Raw genomic sequence first — 20,074 nt, 5'->3', positions numbered from 1 at the left:
ACGAGCAGTTGGTCGCGATGCTGGTCGATCGTGCCCGCTCCGACGGGCTGCAGCTGACCGGGGAGGGCGGGCTGCTGCAGCAGTTGACCAAGCGCGTGTTGGAGTCCGCCCTGGAGGGCGAGATCACCGATCACGTCGGCTATGACAAGCACGACGCGGCCGGCCGCAACAGCGGCAACTCCCGCAATGGCACTCGGTCGAAGACGGTGCTGACCGACGTCGGACCGGTCGAGGTGAAGGTGCCCCGTGACACCGCCGGCACGTTCGAGCCGCAGATCGTCAGGAAGCGGCAGCGGCGGCTGACCGGCGTGGACGAGATGGTGCTGTCGCTGTCTGCGAAGGGCCTCACGCACGGGGAGATATCGGCTCATCTGGCCGAGGTGTACGGGGCGGAGGTGTCCAAGCAGACGATCTCCACGATCACCGACGCGGTGATGGAGGGCATGGCGGAATGGCAGGCCCGCCCGCTCGATCGTGTCTATCCGGTCGTGTTCGTGGACGCCATCAACGTGAAGATTCGCGATGGTAAGGTCGCTAATCGGCCCATCTACGTGGCGATGGCCGTGACCGTCGAGGGCACCCGGGACATTCTCGGGATCTGGGCCGGCGACGGCGGTGAGGGCGCCAAGCACTGGCTCCAGGTCTTCACCGAGCTGAAGAATCGCGGAGTCGAAGACGTCCTGATGCTTGTCTGCGACGGCCTGAAGGGCCTGCCCGACGCGGTCGAGACCGTCTGGCCCTGCACTGTGGTGCAGACGTGCATCGTTCACTTGATTCGCAACAGCATCCGTTACTGCGCTCGCCAGGACTGGGACAAGGTCGCCAAGGATCTCAAGCCCGTTTACACCGCGCCGAGCGAGGCCGCCGCAACCGAGCGGTTCCTGGAATTCTCCGGGAAGTGGGGCGGCAAGTATCCGGCCGTGATCAAGCTGTGGTCCGACGCCTGGGCAGAAATGGTGCCCTTCTTGTCCTTCGACGTCGAGATCCGCAAGGTCATCTGCAGCACGAACGCGATCGAGAGCGTGAACGCCCGCATCCGCAAGGCGGTCCGGGCCCGCGGGCACTTCCCGTCCGAGGCCGCCGCGTTGAAGTGCGTCTACATGGCGCTGATGAGCCTGGACCCGACCGGCAAGGGGCGACGCCGCTGGACGATGCGCTGGAAGGCGCCGCTGAACGCGTTCCAGATCGCCTTCGACGGCCGCCTCACCCCCACCGACCAGCGATAACTCAACAACCAAGATCAGCCGTTTACTTGACACACCCACTCGACTCGACTCGATCGTCCACGTTCGTACTCGTCGTCGCTGGATCGGGTGGCGTGGGTAGGGGTGTTTGCGTGTATAGGTGCAGGCCGCATGCGGGGGGACGTTTCCGCTGGGTGGGGATTGGGTGACGGGGGGCTCGCCCGCTGTCAGTAGTCTCCGTGATCTGTGCTGGGCCTCGGAGCAACTCCCGTCGCAACTTGTAGGGCAATTCCTCCTCGGCGGCCGGGGTCCAGCACGGGTGACTTTGAGGGCGGGCTGCGTGGCGGCTACAGAGGCGGCGGACGTCTGGGCGTGGCTGCGGGACGCCGGCTTGTTGCTCGGCGTCCCGCAGGCTCACCTCCCCCGTTTCTGTTAAGGCGCCTTCGTCACCGGGCCGTTGAAGAGGTACGTCGCGCTGTCGGTCAGGGCGCCCCGCTTCACCGACGGGGGGCATTCCTCGTCTACGCCCTTCGAGGGTTTGCAGGTCGAGGCGTCGAAGGAGGCCGCTGCGGTGTGGCGGGTCTCCAGGAGTTGGCCCGTCCGCTGGTTGATGATCCAGTGGGGGTCCGTGTGGAGGCCCTCGCCTCTCAAGGGGCGTTGTTTCCAGGTCACCTCGATGCCCGGTCTGCCCTCGGTGTCGCGGGTCTTGCCTACCAGGTCCAGGCCTGGGGTGCGGGCGATGACGCGGTACAGGGTGGCGCGGGTCCTGGGGCTTGCCGGGGAGAACTCCAGTAAGTGCGTTGCCTGCTGGATTACTTGGCGGTCTGCTGCTTTGCCTGTAGCTCCTGCTGCGAGCTCCCTGCGTAGGGCCTTCGGGGTTGTGGGGAGCTGCTTCAGGGCGGACCAGTTGAGCTGCTTGTCGCCTACCTTCCAGAGCAGTTCCTTGCCGTTTGGGGCTCGCTTCTTCCCTATCGCCGTTGGGCTCAGGATGTGGGTTTCTGTGCGGTATGTGCCGTCCGCGGTTCGTTCCTTTGTGGTGATCTTCCAGTACGGGCCCGTGCCCGGCGGCTGTGATGCCGCGTTGTCGGCTGCGGAGTTGAGGAAGTCTGCCGCTGCTGCGCTGTTCGCCGGAGTGTTGGACCCGTCCAGGCTGATCACCGGGATCGCTGCCGCTCCCGCGGCCACCGCCGCCACCGTGATCGCAGCAGCGATCAATCGGCCTCGGCTGCCCAAGCGCTGCCTGGGTTCCTCCCCAACCGCCTCCTCACGCACCGCCATCCGTGCCGCCTCGACCACCTCCCCTCGCGGCGGCGCCACCTCCCCCGCCGTCACCAGTTCCGCTGCGCCCGGAAAGTCGAGTACGTCCTTACTCGTCGTCGTCATGAGAGTTCTCCCGTCAGCGGAGTGAGAATTGCGATGCCGGACAGCTCCGCGCGGAGCCGTGTGCGGGCCCGGTGCAGCCGGGAGCGGGCGGTGCCGGCGGGGATGCCGACTACGGCGGCTGCTTCCGTTGGCGTGAGTTGTTCCCAGGCCACCAGCAGGAGTAGTTCGCGTTCCACCGCAGGCAATTCGGCGAGGCTGCGGCGGAGCCGTGGGGCCATCGCCGCCGCGTCCAGGCGGGCGTCCACCGCCTCCCACGGGTCGCCCGGCGAAGACCCGCCTGTGAGACGGTGCGCGCCGCGAGCCGTCTGTTGCCAGTGTTGCACCAGTACGTTCCGCGCTATGCCGAAGAGCCAGGCTCTCGTCGAGCCGCGGGCGGCCACGTACGCGCGACGGCCTGCGAAGGCCCGTAACCACACCTCCGATAGCAGATCGTCGGCCGCCGCGGGAGCCCGGCGCGCGAGATAGCCGTGCAGCGCGGTGGAATGCCGGTCCACCAGGGGCTCGAAGGCCGATGGGTCGCTTACGGAGCGGGCCAACAGGTGGTCGTCGGTGCTGTCATCCATGCCACTCCCCTCCAACAGCCGCCACCACGGCGGCCTCACCCCTACTTGCATTCTGGGGCGGGGAGCGTTCGGGGAGAGCGTCCAAAGACGTATGCAGAAGCCGACGGCCCTGGTGTCGGGGGGTAGGCCACCAGGGCCGCCGGCGGTTTCTGGGGGCGCGGGGAAGCGCCAGCGGGGGACGGGGGTGTTGCGGGGGTGGTCGGCGGGCGGGACAGGGGTGAAGCCCGTCCCGCCTGCCGCCGTTCAGGCAGCGTTGAGCTGCCGCCCACCGGAGCCAAGCGGGGGAAGTTGCTCCGGTGTCGCGCCGTTCCTCAGTGGGACGGACGGGTGTGCGGCCCGGTCGTCAGATCCCCACGCCGTTCTTGCGCAGCCACGGCATCGGGTCGACCGGGTCGCCGCCGCCCGGGCGGACTTCGAGGTGGAGGTGGGGGCCGGTGACGTTGCCGGTCGCGCCTACGCGGCCGATGACGTCGCCGGTCGTGACCTTGCCGCTGGTCTTGATGATGGAGGACTGGTGGCAGTACCAGATCTCCGTACCGTCGTCGAGCGTCAGGATGGTGCGGTAGCCGTACGAACCCGCCCAGCCGGACTCCGTGATGGTGCCGGAGTGCAGGGCCTTGATCGGGGTGCCGGTGGGGGCGGCGAAGTCCTGGCCGGTGTGGGTGGTGGCCCAGTGGGAGCTGGTCTCGCCGAAGGTGGCGGTCAACGTGTAGTTCGAGACCGGGACGATGTACGACGCCGCCAGCTTGCGCAGGCGCTCCGCCTCCGCCTTGCGGCGGGCCTCTTCCTCGGCCTTGCGCTTGGCCTCGATCGCGGCCTTCTTCTTCTCCGCGAGTTCCTTCTTCTTGGCCGCCTCGGCCTCTTCGGTGGCCTTCTGCGCCGCCGAGGCCTGCATGGCGACGCGTTCCTTCTCGTCGGCCTGCGCCTGCTGCGCCTCGGCCTGCTCCATGATGCGGGCGCGCAGCGCCTCGCCGGAGTTGGCCTCGCCGGAGGCGACCTCTTCGCTGCTGAGGCCGGCCTGGGTGAAGGGGGTGGTGGTCTTGGTGCCGGGGGCCGGACCCTCGTCCTCCTGCGACGGCATCAGGTCGCCGACGCCCGGGAGGGATTCGGCGTCCGGGAGGCTGTCGTTGACCTTGCCCGCGACGTCGGAGACCGGGCCCATGTCCGGCATGGATATCGCGACCGGGGGCTTGGACTGCGCCTGGGATATGGAGGATCCCGCGCCGACCGCCGCTATGACACCGACGCCGAGGACCGCACCGCTGCGCGCCATCGAGCCGCGCTGCTTGGCAGGACGACGGCGGCGGGACGACGGGCGGAAGCCGTCGTCGTAACCGGGGTCCCAGTCTTCGTAGGGACCGTCGCTGTATCCCTCGTCATAGCCGTACGGGCCCGGCTCGTAAGGGTCGTACTGAGCCTCGGGACCGGGGCCACGCCTATAGGACGCCACGCGGGCGTACTCCTTTCCTTCCTTCTCGCCTACCGGGTTAGCTGACGGGTTCGGAGCAGGAAGGTCTCCTACGGGCGGCCTCTGGCGGGAGGCTGTCCGATTCACCCCAAGGAAGTTGGTTCCCCGGTTCCCTCGGTGTCGCAATGCATGGTGCTGGTCTTGCTGTTGTTGATCTGGCGTTCGCAGCTTCTGCAGTTGTTTCACTTACGGGATTCGGCGACGGCGCACGGTGCCGCCTCTTGCGGCGGCAGTGACGACCGCGCTGCGTTATCGAACGCTAGTAGAGAGAGGGGTCTGATTCCAAGTCGTTCAGGGGATTGACTCAGCCATCTGACAATGACGTTACGGATATCAGGCGGCAGAAGCGGACAAGTTGCCGCCACCGATGGCTAGAAGTAGGTCACGGCCGTTAAACGATCGTGCGGTACTTGTTATGCGGAGGGCGGGTGATCCGTCACGGTGCGTGATATCGCGAGCAGCGCCGTGTCGTCCGCGGTGAGCCCGCCGGTGTGCCGGGCCACATCCTCTATGAGGCCGTCGAGCAACTCCTCGGGCCCGCGGAAGATCCGACCGCCCAGCCGCTCGTACGGGTCGTAGAAGCACCCGCGCCGGTCCCGCGCCTCGGTGACGCCGTCGGTGAACAGCACGAGGGTGGCGCCGGGCGGGAAGTCCACCTCGACCGTTTCGTCCGGCCAGTGGCCGAGTTCGGTGACGCCGAGGGGCAGGGAGGCCTCCTCGGGCTCCACCTTGTGTACGGAGCCGTCGGCGTGGAGGACGAGGGGGGCGGGGTGGCCGCGGTTCACCACCCGGAGAACGGAGCTGCCCTTGGTGAACTCCGCCAGCACCGCCGTCGTAAAACCCTCGAAGCGGTCAAGTCCCTCCCGCCGCACGCCCTCCCGCAGCAGCGCCGCGTCCAGCCGGGCGGCGAGGCCGGCCTGGTCCGGCTCCTGCTCCGCCGCCTCCCGGAACGCGCCGATCACCACGGCCACCGCCTCCACCGCGCCGAGCCCCTTGCCGCGTACGTCGCCGACGATGGCACGGACGCCGTACGGGGTGTCCTGGACGGCGTACAGGTCGCCGCCGATGCGGGCGTCGGCGTCGGCGGCGATGTAGCGGGCGGCGACGTTCAGGCCGCCGATGCGGTCCTCGGGGGTGGGGAGGACGGCGCGCTGGGCGGTCTCGGAGACGTAGCGGGCGGAGGCGAGGCGGCGGTCGGCGCGGGTGGAGAGGCGGTTGACGATGATGGCGATGAGGCCGATGACGGAGGTCGTCGACATCTCGGTGATCGCGTCGGGCTGGACGGCGGTGCCGTTCCACACGTCGAGACCGATGTCGGTGGCGAGGGTGGCGACGACCACGGCGATGGTGCCGCGCAGCGTGTAGAGGGGCGCGGCGATGAGCGGTGCGGCGGCGAAGAAGGGGGAGGCGGTGAGGCCGGGCGGGGTTATCCGGTAGAAGATCGCGCCGGCGACGATGAGGATCGGCGGCAGCACCTGCAGGATCAGGCGGAGCGGCGTCAGATCGCCGGCATCGCCAGTGGGTCCGTCACCTCCTCTCTTCCGCACCCCTTTACCCTCGCCCGGGCTCGGGGGTGCGGCGAGTGGATGACCGCCAGCCGGGTCACCCGTATCCGCGTCCCGGCTGGCCGCGCACCCCGGCAAGGGCGAGCGTGGAGTGTGGCCACTGCACCCTCCTCGACACCCCGCGTCGTGCGCCGGCCGGTCGACCGGGCCCGGTTCCTGTTCGACGTCGCGGTGGTCGCCGCGCTGCTCGGCGGGGCCGTGCTGGTACGGGCCGCGCCCGGGCTGCTGATCGGGCCGATCGTCTTCGCGTCCGGGGTGGTGATGGCTCTCGCGCCCATCGCGGCCGCCACCGAGCGGCTGCTGCGGCGCGAGGGGCGGCTGGTCACCGACGGGGTGCTGGCGGCGCTGATCACGTATCTGGCCGCCTTCGGGATCAATCTGCTGGTGCTGGGGCCCGGCCCGGAGGCGCTGCGGGAGGCGGTCGCCGAGGTGCCGGGGACCGGCCGCGAGGTCGCGCCGCTGCACCTCTACATCGCCTGTGTCGTCGCCTTCATCACCCTCGTCGGCTTCGGCGACCGGCTCTGGCTGCGCAACGCCGCCTGGACCGGCCTCGTCGTGACCGCGGCCGCCGCGCTGGCCGGGCATGACGCGACGCTGATCGGGGTGGTGGCGTCGTTCGCGCTGGGCCGGGCGGTGGCGTTCGGGGTGCGGTGGCTACGCGGCAGCGTGGAGCTCAGGCCGACGGACGCCGATATCGAGGGGGCGCTCGCCGAGGAGGGTTACGGGCCCGGCGACCTGGATGTCGTCGTACTCGACCGGGACCGGGCGACGGCCGGGCTCGGCTACCGGCTGTACCAGTGGCTGCGGGTGCGCAGGGCGGCGCGCAGCGAGGGCTTTCTCGGCTCGCTGCAGGCCGCGGTGGAGCAGCGGACGCTGCTGTCGCTGGCGGTGCGCGACTCGGGCATCCGCACGCCGCGATTGCTGCTGGTGCGCAAGCTGAGCCCGGATGCTGTGCTGCTCGGGTACGAGCATCCGGACGCGCGGCCGCTCACGGAGGAGGAGGGGGAGGGGGAGGCGCCCACCGACGAACTGCTCCACAAGATCTGGGAGACCGTCGCCGAGCTGCACCGGCACCACATCAGCCACCGGCGGCTGTCGGCCGGGGCATTCCTCGTAGGCGAGGACGGCGCGGTCTGGGTGACCCGCCTCGAAGCCGGCAGCGTCGCCGCCGCCGACCTGCAGCTGCTGCTGGACGACGCCGAGCTGCTGCTCACCTCCGCGATGCTGACCGATCCGGTACGCGCCGTGGCCGCCGCCCGGGCCGCCATCGGGGACGAGCGGCTGGCCGCGCTGAAGCCGCTGCTGCGGCCGGCGGTGTTCAGCCATGAGACCCGTACCGAGCTGAGAAAGCACAAGGGCCTGCTCGACGAGATCGGCAAGCAGGTCGACGAGCTGGCGCCGGCCGCGCCCGAGCCCAGGGCGGCGTTGAAGGGGGCTGCGATTGAGCGGCTGCGGCCGCGGACGATCCTGTCCGGGCTCGGCGGGGCGATCGCGGTGTACTTCCTGATCGGGCAGTTCGCCGGGCGGTCGCTGGCGTCGATGTTCACCGGGATGTCGTGGCAGTGGGCGCTGCTGGCGCTGGCGGCGACGGCGGTGACGTATGTGGCCGCGGCGATGGGGATCGCCGGGTTCGTGGCGCAGCGGCTGCCGGCGGTACGGGTGCTGCTGACGCAGCTCGCCGCCTCGTTCATCAGCCTGGTGACGCCGGGGGCGGTCGGCAGCATCGCGATCAACACCCGGTTTCTGCAGCGGGCCGGGGTGCCCGCCGGCGTCGCGGTGACGAGCATGGCGGTGTCGCAGGTGGTGGCGCTGCTGGCGTTCGTGCTGCTGCTGATGCTGCTGGGGTCGATCTCCGGGTCGTCGCACGGGACCGGGCTGCCGCCGTCGTCGGTGATCATCACGGTGCTGCTGGTGGTGGCCGTGATCGCGGTGGTGGTGGCGGCGGTGCCGCGGCTGCGGCGGTTCGTTACGGAGAAGGTGCGGCCGTGGTTCGCCGGGGTGGTGCCGGCGATGCTGGAGCTGCTGCGCAAGCCGTGGCGGCTGGCGGTCGGGGTCGGTGGGGCGTTTCTGCTGCCGCTGGCCGGGAGCCTGGCTCTGTGGGCGTCGGTACGGGCCTTCGAGCACGACCGGCCGGTGTCGTTCGCGACGGTGGCGGTGGTCTATCTGATCGGGAAGTCGGCGGGCTCGGTGGTGCCGACGCCCGGGGGGCTCGGGGCCGTTGAGGCGGTGCTGTCCGGGGGTCTGGCGGCGGCGACCGGGGTGTCGGGGGCGACGGCGTTCTCGGCGGTGATGCTCTTCCGGCTGCTCACGTTCTGGCTGCCGATCCTGCCGGGGTGGGTGGCGACGACGTGGCTGCAGCGGCGGAATGCCGTATGAGCAGCGGTGTGCCTACTCCAGGAAGCTCAGCAGGTCGTCCGCGTGCTCCTCTTCCTTCGCCAGGACCTCCTCCAGCACCCGCCGGGTGGTGGGGTCCGCGGTGCCGATCCAGTTGATCATCTCGGTGTACGACTCGATGGCGATCCGCTCGGCGACCAGGTTCTCGCGGATCATCTCCGTGAGGTCGTCGGAGGCGACGTACTCCGAGTGCGCCCGCCCGGCCACCTTCGCCGGATCCATCTCCGGGGTGCCGCCGAGCTGGGTGATGCGGGCGGCGAGCTGGTCGGCGTGCGCCTGCTCCTCCTGGGAGTGCTCCATGAACTCCGTGGCCACCGGCTCCGCGTCCAGGCCCTTGGCCGCGAAGTGGTGCTGCCGGTAGCGCAGCACGCAGACCAGCTCGGTGGCGAGGGCGGTGTTCAGCAGCTCGATGACCTTGTCCACATCGGTGCCGTACGAGGCGGTCACCGGGCCCTTCATGATGTCGTCGCGGGCCTTGTCGCGGAGGGTCTGCACGTCAGTCAAGAAGTCAGCCATACGGCCACTCCACCCGATCCCGGGCCGCACTCGGGACAGCGCCGCGCACCTCCCCACCCGACTGGAGCACACCGCGCGGCTCCCGCCCTGCGGTCCACGGGCCGCCGCCCGACCCTGGACCCATGAGTAACGGGAGCCCCACCCAGCCCAGCTTCCTCGCCGAGGTCAAGGACGCGGTGGGGCCGCGGTCCGCGCTGCTGGTGCTCGGGGTGCTGGCGCTCGGGGTGCTGTTCATCGCCTCGTACGCGGGTGCCTTCCACGATCCGAAGCCGAAGGACGTCACGTTCGGGGTGGTGGCGCCGAAGGAGGCCAGGGGCGAACTGGTGGGCAAGCTGGCCCGGCTGCCCGGGCATCCGCTGAGCCCGCGCCCGGTCGGCTCGGTCGACGAGGCGGAGCGGCAGCTGAAGGACCGCAAGATCGACGGGGCGCTGGTGGTCAACCCGCTCGGCGGCAAGACGGATGAGCTGCTGGTCGCGAGCGGCGGCGGCTCGTCGCTCGCGGACGCGCTGCATGTGGTCGTCGGCGAGGTGGAGAAGGCCGAGAAGCGCGAGCTGAAGGTCGTCGACGTCGTCCCGGTCGAGAACCGCGACGCCCGCGGCCTGTCCGCCTTCTACCTGGTCGTCGGCTGGTGCGTGGGCGGGTATCTGTGCGCGGCGATCCTGGCGGTGAGCTTCGGGTCGCGGCCCGCGTATCCGCGGCGGGCCGTGATCCGGCTGCTGGTGCTGGCGGTGTACGCGCTGACTCTCGGGCTGCTCGGCGCGGTGGTGATCGGTCCGGTGCTGGGGGCGCTGCCCGGCAGCGTGGTCGGGCTGTGGGGGCTGGGCGCGTTGGTGGTGTTCGCGGCGGGTGCGACGACGTTCGCGTTCCAGGGCGCCTTCGGGGTGATCGGCATCGGGCTGACCGTGCTGGTGATCGTGATCGCGGGCAATCCGAGTGCGGGCGGCGCGTATCCGTATCCGCTGCTGCCGCCGTTCTGGCGGGACATCGGGCCGGCGCTGATCCCCGGGGCGGGTACGTGGGCGGCGCGGTCGATCGCGTACTTCGGCGGCCGGGCGATGACGGGTCCGCTGCTGGTCCTGGGCGCGTGGGCGGTGGCCGGGGCGGTGCTCACGCTGGTGCTGTCGGCGCTGCGTCACAAGGAGCCCCTCAGCAGATGAAGTCCGCCCCGGACGGCAGCGGCCGCGCATGCAGCACGTCGAGCCGGGAGACCGCGCAGGTCGCCACCGCCTGCAGGCAGTGCAGGCCGCGCGGGCCCGATTCGGCGATGGCGGCCGGCTCGACGAGCACCACGTGGTCGTAGCGGGTGCTCTTGCCGGGCGCGGGGGTGGCGGACAGCACGGTCACGCCGCTGAGGGCGATCTCGGCGTTCCAGAGCGCGCAGCTGAGCTGCTCCACCTCGGCGTCGGCCGCGATCACGGCGACCGGGCGGTGGTGGTGGAGCGCGGCGCGTACGGCCTGCACGGTGGCGGACACGACGTCCGGCACGCGGCGGACGGTGATGCCGGAGGTGGCGTAGGGGCGTTCCGGCATGGATATGACGGTCATCTGCGGCTGCCTCTCGTCGACGGGTCAAGGCGTGACTTGAGCCTCCGCCGGGCCGCCCACCGCGAACAACGACGGATTCGGCAACGGGCCATAACCGCTGGCTAATGACCGAGTTGGGATCGATAACCGGGCGCTAATGGCGCGTTGCCGAATTGGGCATTGCCGACGGCCCCGGGCCGCGCCGATCGTGGTCCCATGAGTCCCGCCAGCACCCCGGTGTCGATCACGTCCGTACGCACTCGTGATGATCAAGACGCGTGGTGTGCGGTGGTACAGGCCTCACTCGCCGCCGACCTGCCCGAGGAGCCGGTGCCGTCCCGGCAGCGGCTGCTGGCGCGGCTGGCCGAGCCGGGCGCCGGGGCCCGCATGCTGACGTGGCTCGCGGATACGGGTGAAGAGGCTGCGGCTGTCGCCTCCGCAAGGCTGATCGACCAGCAGGGACGCGACCACCTGGCCGAGATCGAGCTGCACGTCCACCCCGACCACCGCCGCCGCGGCATCGGCACGGCGCTGCTGCGCGAGGTCACCGCCGCGGTGGTGGCCGAGGGGCGCGGCAGCCTGGTCGGCACCGTGCCCGAGCAGTCCGCCGGCGATGTCTTCTGCCTGCGCCGCGGGTTCGCCCGGGAGCTGGTGCTGCATCATCTGCTGCTGCCGCTGAGCGATGTGCATCGCGCCTGGCTCGACGAGTTGGTGACGAATACGCGGCCCGGTTACGAGCTCACCGGCTGGGACGGGCCGGTGCCGGATGCGCTGGCGGAGTCGTTCGCGGCGGCCAAGGACGCGATGAATGACATGCCGGGTAGCGATGACACCCGTATCACCTGGACCCCCGACCGCCTGCGCGCCATGGCCGACGCCGTCGCCGCCCGCGGGGACCGGCTGCTCACCGTGGCGGCGGTGCACGACCGCGATGTCGCGGGCTATACGGAGCTGGCCGTCCCGGGCGACGGCGGCCGCCGGGCGCAGCAGTACGACACCGCGGTCGTGCCCGCGCATCGCGGCCACGGGCTCGGGGTGTGGGTGAAGGCGGAGATGTTGCGCCGGGTCCACGACGAGCATCCGGGGGTGGCCGAGATCGAGACGGACAACGCGGGCGCCAACGACCACATGCTCGCGGTCAACGAGCAGCTGGGCTTCCGCTCGTACCGCCGTAGCTACGTCTACCAGCTGGCGGTGGAGCGCCCGGGCTGAGTGCGGTGCCGGGCGGGTGGCACTGGGTTGCGATCACGAGAAGTGGCCCGGAGCCTCTGGACGTGCCCGACACCGCTGTCTCCGATACTGATGCATCGGTGTTGTTGTTGCAAGTGCTTCGCAATAAGCCGTTCAGGGGCGGTCAAGGCCCCACGTCTGCAGCCGGATGGCGCGCCCCTTCTCCTCGCCGTCGATCAGCGGCACGTCCAGCAGCCGGAAGCCGGCCTTGGTCGCGACCGCGACACTCGCGGCGTTCTCCGCCTCCAGCTCCAGGATCACCTGGTCCGCGCCGAGCTGCGTGAAGGCGTACTCCGCGAGCACCCGCACCGTCCGTACCGCAAGGCCCTGACCGCGGTGCGCGGGGCCGACCGCGTAACCGATCTCCCAGCCCTCGGGGGCGCGCCGTAGCATCCCCTCGCCGAGCGCGGCGCCGCCGTCGGTGGTGATGGCGAGCAGGATCGACGAGCCCTCGGCGCGCAGCTGCCGGGCGCGGTCGAGGCGGACCTGGGCCGCGGCGGCGTCGAAGGGGGAGACGATCGGGGTCCAGTACGCGATGTCGGGGTGGTCGAAGAGGTCGATCATCGGGGCCAGGTCCGCCTCGGTCCAGTCGCGGAGCACGAGGCCCTCGCCGGTGAGCCGCAGCTGCTCGGGGAACGGTGACGCGGTGCCGTTACTCATGACTGGGAGGCCTCCCTGACCTGGTCGGATACCGCAGAATAACTGGGCGTAGAGTGCGCCGTATGACAACCGGTGGGACGCCCTCTACGACGCCGCAGAACTACCTCTCGGACCTCTTCTCCCTGGAAGGCCGCGTAGCCCTAGTGACCGGCGGCAGCTCCGGCATCGGCCGGGCCATCACCGGCGCGCTGGCCCGCGCGGGCGCGGCCGTGGTGGTCGTGGCGCGCAAGGAGGCCGAGCTCGCGGCGACCGTGGACGAGCTGACGGCGCCCGGAGACAAGGGGGGCTGCAGGGCGGCCTGGGTCAGCGGGGATCTGAGCACGCGCGCGGGCGTACGGGCGGCGGCGGAGGCGGCGGTCGAGCCGTTCGGCGAGCCGGACATCGTGGTCAACTCGGCCGGCATCAACCTCCGGCCGCCGATGGGCGAGCTGAGCGACGACGTCTGGGACGCCACGATGGCGGTGAATCTGGAGGCCCCCTTCCTCCTCGGCGAGCGCTTCGGCCCGGGGATGGCCGAGCGCGGCTACGGGCGGATCATCCACATCACCTCGCAGCAGGCCCACCGGGCCTTTGTGCAGAGCGGCGCGTACGGGGTGTCCAAGGGCGCTCTCGAATCCCTCGCCCGCTCGCAGGCTGAGGCCTGGTCGCCGCACGGCGTCACCGTCAACACCCTCGTCCCCGGCTTCGTCATGACCCCGCTGAACCAGCGGCTGTCGTCCGACCCGGAGAAGGTGGCGGCGCTCGCCGCCCGTACGCTCATCGGCCGCAACGGCCTCGCGGACGACTTCGCGGGCGCCGCGGTCTTCCTCGCGAGCGCGGCTTCGGCGTACGTGACCGGGCATGCGCTCTTTGTGGACGGCGGCCTTTCGGTGCACTGAGGCACTCTGGCGCGCGTCACGCGTGCCCACCCTGACGCTATCTGGCAGCTTTTGCCCCATGTCAGCCACCGTCAAGGACACCGCTCCCCTGGCGCCGCGCGGCACGCCCCTGCGGCCGTGGCGGTCGAAGGTGCTCGCCTCCGGCGTGGCCGCGGTGTGCGTGCTCGCCGCGTACCACCTGGCCATGGTCTTCCTGGCGATCTCGCCGCCGAACATCCTCAAGGACCATGCGATGCGCCAGGTCAACTGGTGGATCTATCCGTGGTTCGAGCAGGGCTGGAAGATGTTCGCGCCGGAGCCGGTGGCCACCAATCGGGCCTTCGAGGTGCGCGTACGCGACGGTGCGCGCACCAGCCGCTGGCACAACCTCACCGCCGCCGACGACGCGCACATCCGCGGCAATCCGGTCACCAGCCGCCAGCACACCAACGTGCTCCGCCGCACCTGGGACGGCCTGCAGGGCCTGAAGCCGGCGAAGGGCCCGCGCAATGAGGCCGAGGCGATCCGGTTCGCGTACGCCCGCAATGTCGCCGTGCAGCGGATGACGGACCTCGGCTACCAGGACTTCAGCAAGATCCAGATCAGGGTGCGGCAGCAGCACGTCCCGCCGCACAACGCCATGAACAAGACCCAGCCCTGGGAGACGACGCGGCTGCCGTGGTGGGGCGTATGACCATCCGCGACCTCGCGAAGACCGGCGGCGGCGACCTGCTCGCCCTCCTCGACCGGCCGGTCGACTTCCTCCGCCGGATGACGCTGGAGCCGCTCGCGCTGTACTCGGCGGCGGCCATCCGGATCGGGCTCGGCGGCCTGTACGCGCTGTATCTGCTGCGCGAGTACCCGTACAACGACCTGCTGTGGGGGCCGGGTTCGCCCTGGTCGCCGGAGCTCGCCGAGCAGTGGCTGCAGAATTACGGGTGGCCCGGGTGGGTCGACGCCCTGTACTCGGTGATCATCACGGACAGCGAGGTCTGGTTCCAGGCGTTCTACCTGCTCGCGATCGTCGTCTCGCTGCTGTTCATGGCGGGCTGGCACACCCGGGCGCTGGCGGTCGCGCAGACCTGCTGCGTGATGGCGGTGTACACCCGCTCCTGGCAGGTCACCGACGGCGGCGACATGGCCATCATGCTGCTGACGTTCTACGCGGCCTTCATGGCGTCGGGCCGCCGCTGGTCGCTGGACGCGCGGCGGGCGCGGAAGCGGGACGTACCCAAGCAGTGGTCCGAGAACGAGGAGCTCCGCCGCCGCCTCGTCACCCTCCTCCACAACGGCGCCCTCGGCGTCTTCGCCGCGCAGGTCATGATGATCTACTGCGCCGCCGCGCTCGTGAAGGTGATGGGCCTGAAGTGGCAGGAGGGCACCGCCCTCTACTACATCCTGCACGTCAGCTGGCTGCAGCCGTTCCCGGCGCTGAACGAATGGCTGGCGGGCCCGGGACACCTCGTCCCGCTGGCGCTCCTCGCGTACGTCACCGTCTTCTCGCAGCTGCTCTTCCCGCTGGCGGTGCTGAACCGCACGGTGAAGTACTGCTGGCTGCTGGTGATGCTGGGCACGCACCTCGGGATCATCGTGACGATGGGGGTCTTCCAGTTCTCCGTCATCATGATCATCGGGGATCTGGTGTTCCTGCCGGACAGCTTCTGGCGCGGTGCCGCGCGCTATGTGCGGCTGCTGCGCAGCCCGGAAGGCTCGCGCCCGGCACCGCCCCCCGTGACGGTGCCGGGCCAGCCGCGGCTGGAGTCGCAGCCCGCGACTCAGCCCACCGGGCGCCGCCCGTAGACGTGCACCCGGTCGCCCTTCTTCAGCACCTTCCACAGCGCCTTGGACTCGGCGAAGCGGAGGTTGACGCAGCCGTGCGAGCCGGGCGGCTTGTAGACGCTCGAGTACGTGCCGTGCAGCGCCTGGCCGCCGTCGAAGAACTGGCTGTACGGCATCGGGGCGTCGTACAGCGACGACTGGTGGTCCTTGTGCCGCCAGTAGATGCGGTGCAGCCCGGTCCTGGTCTCGTAACCCGGCCTGCCGGTGCGGATCGGGACCGGCCCGAACAGCACCTTCTTGCCCTTCTGCACCCACAGCACCTGCCGGGTCATATCTACGCAGACGACGCGGGCGGCACCCGTCCGGCACCTGCCGTCCTTGTTGGGGTTCTTGCGGATCGTCGGCAGGAAGAGCTCGCCATGGGTGACGGGGCCCGCGTAGCCGGCGTCCGGCCAGATGTCCGCCTTCTTCTGGAAGGCCTGGATCGCCTTGCAGTCCGCCTTCGACTGCTTGCCGTCCACGGCCAGCCCCAGATAGCGCTCGACCTGCTTCTGGTACGGGCCGGACTGCCGCGTGCAGAACGGCGCGTGCTTGCCCGCCTCCCCCGGCGGCTCCGCCTCGATGTCCGGCAGCACCGGCAGCGGCTCGGGGGCCCGCTGGGCGCTCTCCAGGCGGGCGCGGCCGCGGGGGATCTCCGGGGCGATCGTGCCCTGGTCCGGGGTGTCCGCGTACGCGAACCGGTCGCTGCTGCCGCCGCCGGGCGGCTGCTGCTGGGCGTGGGCGGCCGGGGCGGCGGCGCCTGAGAACAGCAGGCCGGCCAGCAGCAGGCCGGTGAGGGCGGGGGACACGTGGGATGCTCCGGGCATCACAACTCCTCTCGGGGGTCCTACCGGAGTAGTTGTATGCCAGATATGCCGCTTTTCATCCTCTTTAGCCCGGGATCCGGCGTGTCCCCCCGCCCGCTACGCGGCCCTCGTCACGGGGCGAGCAGCAGGCTGTCGCCACGCTCCTTGGCGGCCGCGTAACGCCTGGCCACGTCCTGCCAGTTGACAACGGCCCACATGGCGTCGATGAAGTCGACCTTCTGGTTCTTGTACTGCAGGTAGAAGGCGTGCTCCCAGGCGTCGAAGACCAGGATCGGGGTGGATCCCTGACCGACATTGCCCTGGTGGTCGTAGACCTGCTCGACGATCAGGCGGCCGCTCACCGGCTCGTACGCGAGCACGCCCCAGCCGGAGCCCTGGGTGGTGGCGGCGGCCTTGGTGAGCTGCCCCTTGAAGCCGGCGAACGAGCCGAAGGACTCGGTGATCGCATCCGCCAGGTCGCCCACGCCGTCCTGCGCCAGCGGCTCGCCGCCGCCGTCGCCGGTCATGTTGTGCCAGTAGATGGAGTGCAGGATGTGGCCGGAAAGGTGGAAGGCCAGATTCTTCTCCAGGCCGTTGATCGAGCCCCACTGCTCCTTGTCCCGCGCCTCCGCGAGCTGCTCAAGGGTGTCGTTCGCGCCCTTCACGTAGGCCGCGTGGTGCTTGTCGTGATGCAGCTCAACGATCAGCGGGTTGATGACCGGTTCGAGCGCCGCGTAGTCGTAGGGGAGCTCCGGGAGCGAGTAGACCGCCATGTTCAACATCCTCCGACATTATTGCCACTGATGTGCAGTTGCACGCTAACAGCAACAGGTGGCGGGCGCCGATAAGGCATAGGTCCTAGGACCGGCGGATGGGTTCTTCCTGCGGCTCCGGGTTGCCGTGTTCGCCGAGCCAGCGGGCCAGCTTGCCGCGGCGGCCGATGGCCAGGAGGCGGCGTTCGGTGGCGTTGCGGGTCTGTGGGGTGGTGACGAGGAGGAGTTCGTCGCCGGCGCGCAGGACGGTGTCGCGGTCGGGGACCAGGCTGGTGCCGCCTCGGACGATGAGGGTGATGACGGTGGGCGGGGGCAGGCGGAGTTCGAAGATGGCGACGCCGTGCAGCCGGGAGCCGGCCGGGATGGTGATGGTGAGCAGGTCGGCGTCGAGGACGTCGAGCGGGGCGGTTTCGATGTGTACGTCCCGCAACGCGCCGGGTCTGGTCAGGCCGAGGGTGCGGGCGACGTACGGCAGGGCGGGGCCCTGGACCAGGGTGAAGATGACGACGAGCACGAAGACGATGTTGAGCAGGTGCCCGGCGCCGTCGACCTCGGCGACGATCGGGAACGTGGCCAGCACGATGGGCACGGCGCCGCGCAGACCGGCCCAGGAGATGAAGGCCTGTTCGCGCCAGGGGACGCGGAAGGGCAGCAGGCAGGCCAGTACGGACAGCGGCCGGGCGAGCAGCAGCAGGATCAGTCCGGCGCCGAGCGCGGGCAGGATGGCCGAGGGCAGGGTGCTGGGCGTGACGAGCAGGCCGAGCATGACGAACAGGCCGATCTGCGCCAGCCAGCCGGCGCCCTCGGCGAAGGACAGGGTGGCGGCGCGGTGGGGCAGTTTGGAGTTGCCCAGGACCAGGCCCGCCAGGTAGGCGGCGATGATGCCGCTGGCGCCCGCGGCGCCGCCGGCGGCGAAGGCGATGATGCCGAAGCCGACCGTGGCCAGGGGGTACAGGCCGGTGGCGGGCAGCGCGATGTGGCGTAGCGCGGCGACGCCGAGGCGGCCGATGAGCAGGCCGAGGGTGCCGCCGATGGCGAGCTGGTAGAGCACGTTGCCGGCGATGGCGGCCGGGTCGGGGAAGCCGTCGGCGGCGGTGCTGAAGACCAGGACGAGGATGATGGTGGGGGCGTCGTTGAAGCCCGATTCGGCTTCCAGCAGGCCGGAGACCTTCTGCGGCAGCGGCAGTGCGCGCAGTACGGCGAAGACCGCGGCCGCGTCGGTGGAGGAGACGATGGCGCCCAGCAGCAGGGACAGGTGCCAGTCCATGCCCAGCAGCAGGTGAGCGCCCGTGGCGGTGACGGCCACGGAGATCGCCACGCCGCAGGTGGCCAGCACCCCGGCGGGTGCCAGGAGCTTCCTGACGTCCTTCCACGGGGTGGTCAGGCCGCCGTCCACAAGGATGACGGCCAGGGCCGCGGTGCCCAGGGACTGGGCGAGTTGGGCGTTGTCGAAGTCCAGGCCGAGGACGTCCTCGCCGGTCACGATGCCGATGCCGAGGAAGAGCAGCAGGCTGGGCAGGCCGAGCCGGTTGGCCATACGGGCGGCGGCGATGCTGGCCAGCAGGACCACGCCGCCGATCAGCAGGCTGAAGTAGAGCTGCTGCAGCGTCATCTGTGAGCGCTTCTCCTGTGGCGCGAGGTGGCCTTTACCGTCCCTTGACTCGGGTTCATCGGCATCGGTGCTGACACCCATTTCGTACGTGGAATAGGTGCCATAACCCATGGACGCGGGCTCCCCGCGCAGGTCAGGTTGAGGGGGCGCCCGCAGCCGACGCGGCGCGAGAGGAAGTCGAGAGGTCCGGCATGAGCCCACCGGCACCCACCCGCATCCTGCTCGCCGACGACCACGCGCTCGTCCGCCGCGGCGTGCGCCTCATCCTCGACAGCGAGCCCGACCTCACCGTCGTCGCCGAGGCCGGCGACGGCGCGGAAGCCATCGACAAGGCCCGCGCCGAGCGCCCGGACCTGGCCATCCTGGACATCGCCATGCCCCGGCTGACCGGCCTGCAGGCCGCCCGCGAACTCAGCCGTGTCCGCCCGGACCTGCGCATCCTCATCCTGACGATGTACGACAACGAGCAGTACTTCTTCGAAGCCCTCAAGGCGGGGGCGGCCGGCTACGTCCTGAAATCCGTCGCCGACCGCGACCTCGTCGAAGCCTGCCGCGCCGCCATGCGCAACGAGCCCTTCCTCTACCCCGGCGCCATCAACACCCTCCTGCGCAACTACCTCGAGCGCGCCAGAGATGGCGAGGACATCCCCGTACGAGCCGTCACCCACCGCGAAGAGGAGATCCTCAAACTCGTCGCCGAGGGCAACTCCTCGCAAGAGATCGCCGACATGCTCTTCATCAGCATCAAAACCGTCGAACGCCATCGCGCGAACCTGCTCCAGAAGCTCGGCCTGCGCGACCGGCTGGAGCTCACCCGTTACGCCATCCGCACCGGACTCATCGAGCCATGAAGTGTGTCACCCTGCCCCGGCGATGCGGCGGTTGAGGTCCTGGACCAGGTTCCGCATCGAGATCCGGTAGATCTCGGCCCGGTGGTCGCCGACGAAGGACAGATGGCCGAAGACCTCCAGGACGACGAGGCCGTGCATATGGCCCCACGCGACCAGCAGCAGCGCGGCCGCGGCGGGCGGGAGGCCGTCGCCTGTGCCGTGCCGGCGCAGCTCGTCCAGGTGCGCCTGGAGTTCGGGTGAGAGCTCCGGGATGTCGGCCGCGGCGAGCTGCTCCTCGGTGAAGCCGCCGAACATCTCGCGCCGGAAGACGGCGCTCATCCGGTTCAGCGCCTGAGTGGTGGGCCCGCCGACAGGGGCCGCGTAGTAGCGCAAAGGCGTTCCGTAGAGCAGCTGGAAGAGCTCGGGATGGTCGATGGCCCAGCGGCGGTATCCCTCGGCGGCGACGACCACCCGCGAGAGTTCCGCATGCTCCGGCGCCGCGTCGACCGCCGCCTGCACCGCATCCGCCAGGCCGTCGTACGCCTTGGTGATCAGCACCGTCACCAGGTCGTCCCGGCTCGGGAAGTAGTGATAGAGCGCCTGCACCGTCATGCCGAGGCTCCGGGCGACCGCGCGCAGCGACAGCGCCGCGGGGCCGTGCTCGGCTATCTGCCGCTCGGCGGCTTCCACGATCTCCTGGGTGGCGGCGGCCCGGCGCCGCTCGCGCAGGGAGGGCAGGACGGCTGCGCGTTCATCGGCGGACATGCAGCGACCGTACGACGCCAACTCGGATCGGTCACCACCCTGTTGCCTGCCGCTCGAAAAATCTAACACTGCCAAAGATTCCCTACCCCCGTTAAATTTCCCGGAGGTTGCCCGCAGGACGCAAAG

The 20,074-nt window shown here is 70.3% G+C and carries 19 protein-coding genes and 1 riboswitch; of the genes, 8 read left to right on the top strand and 11 right to left on the bottom strand.

Going from position 1 to position 20,074, the window contains the following annotated elements; translation table 11 throughout:
* Positions 1–17 precede the first annotated feature (17 nt).
* On the top strand, positions 18–1,226 hold the full coding sequence (locus tag ACNNMR_RS25370) for an IS256 family transposase (protein WP_420000461.1): 1,209 nt from the start codon (positions 18–20) through the stop codon (positions 1,224–1,226).
* A 390-nt stretch (positions 1,227–1,616) separates the two neighbouring features.
* Here ACNNMR_RS25370 and ACNNMR_RS25365 read toward each other — a convergent pair whose 3' ends face one another.
* From ACNNMR_RS25365 to ACNNMR_RS25350, 4 genes are all read right to left on the bottom strand, one after another.
* Positions 1,617–2,567 carry a hypothetical protein gene (locus tag ACNNMR_RS25365; RefSeq protein WP_419996986.1) on the bottom strand — a complete coding sequence of 317 codons (951 nt, stop codon included), beginning with the start codon at positions 2,565–2,567 and terminating at the stop codon, positions 1,617–1,619.
* Entirely contained in the window at positions 2,564–3,130 is a 567-nt protein-coding gene (locus ACNNMR_RS25360; protein WP_419996985.1) for an RNA polymerase sigma factor, read from the bottom strand. Before ACNNMR_RS25360 ends, ACNNMR_RS25365 begins: the two co-directional genes overlap by 4 nt.
* Before the next feature lie 343 nt (positions 3,131–3,473).
* Positions 3,474–4,580: a M23 family metallopeptidase gene (locus tag ACNNMR_RS25355; protein WP_419996984.1), complete on the bottom strand. Its 1,107-nt coding sequence runs from the start codon at positions 4,578–4,580 to the stop codon at positions 3,474–3,476.
* An 11-nt stretch (positions 4,581–4,591) separates the two neighbouring features.
* Positions 4,592–4,743, bottom strand: a riboswitch (cyclic di-AMP (ydaO/yuaA leader).
* Positions 4,744–5,011: 268 nt separating this feature from the next.
* On the bottom strand, positions 5,012–6,145 hold the full coding sequence (locus tag ACNNMR_RS25350; protein WP_419996983.1) for a PP2C family protein-serine/threonine phosphatase: 1,134 nt from the start codon (positions 6,143–6,145) through the stop codon (positions 5,012–5,014).
* Positions 6,146–6,256: 111 nt separating this feature from the next.
* Between ACNNMR_RS25350 and ACNNMR_RS25345 the strand changes: the two genes are divergently transcribed.
* Entirely contained in the window at positions 6,257–8,539 is a 2,283-nt protein-coding gene (locus ACNNMR_RS25345) for a lysylphosphatidylglycerol synthase domain-containing protein (RefSeq protein ID WP_419996982.1), read from the top strand.
* A gap of 12 nt (positions 8,540–8,551) precedes the next feature.
* Here the strand turns inward: ACNNMR_RS25345 and ACNNMR_RS25340 are convergent, their stop codons facing one another.
* Positions 8,552–9,073, bottom strand: coding sequence for a ferritin-like domain-containing protein (locus ACNNMR_RS25340; RefSeq protein WP_419996981.1), 522 nt, complete (start codon positions 9,071–9,073; stop codon positions 8,552–8,554).
* 122 nt (positions 9,074–9,195) lie between these two features.
* Here ACNNMR_RS25340 and ACNNMR_RS25335 point away from each other — a divergent pair, with 122 nt between their 5' ends.
* The gene (locus ACNNMR_RS25335) at positions 9,196–10,230 is read left to right on the top strand and encodes a DUF3533 domain-containing protein (protein ID WP_419996980.1); all 1,035 of its coding nucleotides are present in this window, start codon (positions 9,196–9,198) and stop codon (positions 10,228–10,230) included.
* On the opposite strand, the gene ACNNMR_RS25330 is transcribed toward ACNNMR_RS25335, so the two are convergent.
* Positions 10,220–10,618, bottom strand: a complete 399-nt coding sequence (locus ACNNMR_RS25330; RefSeq protein ID WP_419996979.1) for a hypothetical protein — start codon at positions 10,616–10,618, stop codon at positions 10,220–10,222. The genes ACNNMR_RS25335 and ACNNMR_RS25330 overlap by 11 nt on opposite strands.
* 195 nt (positions 10,619–10,813) lie before the next feature.
* Here ACNNMR_RS25330 and ACNNMR_RS25325 point away from each other — a divergent pair, with 195 nt between their 5' ends.
* Positions 10,814–11,809, top strand: a complete 996-nt coding sequence (locus tag ACNNMR_RS25325; RefSeq protein WP_419996978.1) for a GNAT family N-acetyltransferase — start codon at positions 10,814–10,816, stop codon at positions 11,807–11,809.
* A 132-nt stretch (positions 11,810–11,941) separates the two neighbouring features.
* Here the strand turns inward: ACNNMR_RS25325 and ACNNMR_RS25320 are convergent, their stop codons facing one another.
* Positions 11,942–12,487, bottom strand: a complete 546-nt coding sequence (locus tag ACNNMR_RS25320) for a GNAT family N-acetyltransferase (protein WP_419996977.1) — start codon at positions 12,485–12,487, stop codon at positions 11,942–11,944.
* Positions 12,488–12,549: 62 nt separating this feature from the next.
* On the opposite strand from ACNNMR_RS25320, the gene ACNNMR_RS25315 reads away from it, so the two are divergent.
* From ACNNMR_RS25315 to ACNNMR_RS25305, 3 genes are read left to right on the top strand one after another with little or no spacing between them, the layout of a single operon-like run.
* Positions 12,550–13,365, top strand: coding sequence for an SDR family NAD(P)-dependent oxidoreductase (locus tag ACNNMR_RS25315; protein ID WP_419996976.1), 816 nt, complete (start codon positions 12,550–12,552; stop codon positions 13,363–13,365).
* Between the two features lie 58 nt (positions 13,366–13,423).
* Positions 13,424–14,038: a DUF5819 family protein gene (locus ACNNMR_RS25310; protein WP_419996975.1), complete on the top strand. Its 615-nt coding sequence runs from the start codon at positions 13,424–13,426 to the stop codon at positions 14,036–14,038.
* On the top strand, positions 14,035–15,144 hold the full coding sequence (locus ACNNMR_RS25305) for an HTTM domain-containing protein (protein ID WP_419996974.1): 1,110 nt from the start codon (positions 14,035–14,037) through the stop codon (positions 15,142–15,144). The genes ACNNMR_RS25310 and ACNNMR_RS25305 overlap by 4 nt, the downstream gene beginning before the upstream one ends.
* Here the strand turns inward: ACNNMR_RS25305 and ACNNMR_RS25300 are convergent.
* The 3 genes from ACNNMR_RS25300 to ACNNMR_RS25290 form a co-directional block, all read right to left on the bottom strand.
* Complete coding sequence (locus ACNNMR_RS25300) at positions 15,120–15,989, bottom strand: L,D-transpeptidase (protein WP_419996973.1); 870 nt, start codon at positions 15,987–15,989, stop codon at positions 15,120–15,122. The two genes, ACNNMR_RS25305 and ACNNMR_RS25300, sit on opposite strands and share 25 nt — an antisense overlap.
* A gap of 110 nt (positions 15,990–16,099) precedes the next feature.
* Positions 16,100–16,741, bottom strand: a complete 642-nt coding sequence (locus tag ACNNMR_RS25295) for a superoxide dismutase (protein WP_420000460.1) — start codon at positions 16,739–16,741, stop codon at positions 16,100–16,102.
* An 85-nt stretch (positions 16,742–16,826) separates the two neighbouring features.
* Positions 16,827–18,353: a potassium/proton antiporter gene (locus ACNNMR_RS25290; RefSeq protein WP_419996972.1), complete on the bottom strand. Its 1,527-nt coding sequence runs from the start codon at positions 18,351–18,353 to the stop codon at positions 16,827–16,829.
* A gap of 191 nt (positions 18,354–18,544) precedes the next feature.
* Between ACNNMR_RS25290 and ACNNMR_RS25285 the strand changes: the two genes are divergently transcribed.
* Positions 18,545–19,204 carry a response regulator gene (locus tag ACNNMR_RS25285; RefSeq protein ID WP_419996971.1) on the top strand — a complete coding sequence of 220 codons (660 nt, stop codon included), beginning with the start codon at positions 18,545–18,547 and terminating at the stop codon, positions 19,202–19,204.
* A 6-nt stretch (positions 19,205–19,210) separates the two neighbouring features.
* On the opposite strand, the gene ACNNMR_RS25280 is transcribed toward ACNNMR_RS25285, so the two are convergent.
* Positions 19,211–19,948 carry a TetR/AcrR family transcriptional regulator gene (locus tag ACNNMR_RS25280; RefSeq protein ID WP_419996970.1) on the bottom strand — a complete coding sequence of 246 codons (738 nt, stop codon included), beginning with the start codon at positions 19,946–19,948 and terminating at the stop codon, positions 19,211–19,213.
* Positions 19,949–20,074 lie beyond the last annotated feature (126 nt).

The organism is Streptomyces boninensis, from assembly GCF_048572725.1.
Classification (GTDB): domain Bacteria; phylum Actinomycetota; class Actinomycetes; order Streptomycetales; family Streptomycetaceae; genus Streptomyces; species Streptomyces boninensis.
Note: the sequence above shows the minus strand (reverse complement) of the source record. Positions and strands in the feature narration are given on the sequence as shown.

Excerpts from the sequence above, each read along its gene's own strand:
- ACNNMR_RS25370 (WP_420000461.1), top strand. The coding sequence starts at position 18 with ATGCTGGTCGATCGTGCCCGCTCCGACGGGCTGCAGCTGACCGGGGAG.
- ACNNMR_RS25365 (WP_419996986.1), bottom strand. The coding sequence starts at position 2,567 with ATGACGACGACGAGTAAGGACGTACTCGACTTTCCGGGCGCAGCGGAA.
- ACNNMR_RS25360 (WP_419996985.1), bottom strand. The coding sequence starts at position 3,130 with ATGGATGACAGCACCGACGACCACCTGTTGGCCCGCTCCGTAAGCGAC.
- ACNNMR_RS25340 (WP_419996981.1), bottom strand. The coding sequence starts at position 9,073 with ATGGCTGACTTCTTGACTGACGTGCAGACCCTCCGCGACAAGGCCCGC.
- ACNNMR_RS25335 (WP_419996980.1), top strand. The coding sequence starts at position 9,196 with ATGAGTAACGGGAGCCCCACCCAGCCCAGCTTCCTCGCCGAGGTCAAG.
- ACNNMR_RS25330 (WP_419996979.1), bottom strand. The coding sequence starts at position 10,618 with ATGACCGTCATATCCATGCCGGAACGCCCCTACGCCACCTCCGGCATC.
- ACNNMR_RS25325 (WP_419996978.1), top strand. The coding sequence starts at position 10,814 with ATGAGTCCCGCCAGCACCCCGGTGTCGATCACGTCCGTACGCACTCGT.
- ACNNMR_RS25320 (WP_419996977.1), bottom strand. The coding sequence starts at position 12,487 with ATGAGTAACGGCACCGCGTCACCGTTCCCCGAGCAGCTGCGGCTCACC.
- ACNNMR_RS25315 (WP_419996976.1), top strand. The coding sequence starts at position 12,550 with ATGACAACCGGTGGGACGCCCTCTACGACGCCGCAGAACTACCTCTCG.
- ACNNMR_RS25310 (WP_419996975.1), top strand. The coding sequence starts at position 13,424 with ATGTCAGCCACCGTCAAGGACACCGCTCCCCTGGCGCCGCGCGGCACG.
- ACNNMR_RS25305 (WP_419996974.1), top strand. The coding sequence starts at position 14,035 with ATGACCATCCGCGACCTCGCGAAGACCGGCGGCGGCGACCTGCTCGCC.
- ACNNMR_RS25300 (WP_419996973.1), bottom strand. The coding sequence starts at position 15,989 with ATGCCCGGAGCATCCCACGTGTCCCCCGCCCTCACCGGCCTGCTGCTG.
- ACNNMR_RS25295 (WP_420000460.1), bottom strand. The coding sequence starts at position 16,741 with ATGGCGGTCTACTCGCTCCCGGAGCTCCCCTACGACTACGCGGCGCTC.
- ACNNMR_RS25290 (WP_419996972.1), bottom strand. The coding sequence starts at position 18,353 with ATGACGCTGCAGCAGCTCTACTTCAGCCTGCTGATCGGCGGCGTGGTC.
- ACNNMR_RS25285 (WP_419996971.1), top strand. The coding sequence starts at position 18,545 with ATGAGCCCACCGGCACCCACCCGCATCCTGCTCGCCGACGACCACGCG.
- ACNNMR_RS25280 (WP_419996970.1), bottom strand. The coding sequence starts at position 19,948 with ATGTCCGCCGATGAACGCGCAGCCGTCCTGCCCTCCCTGCGCGAGCGG.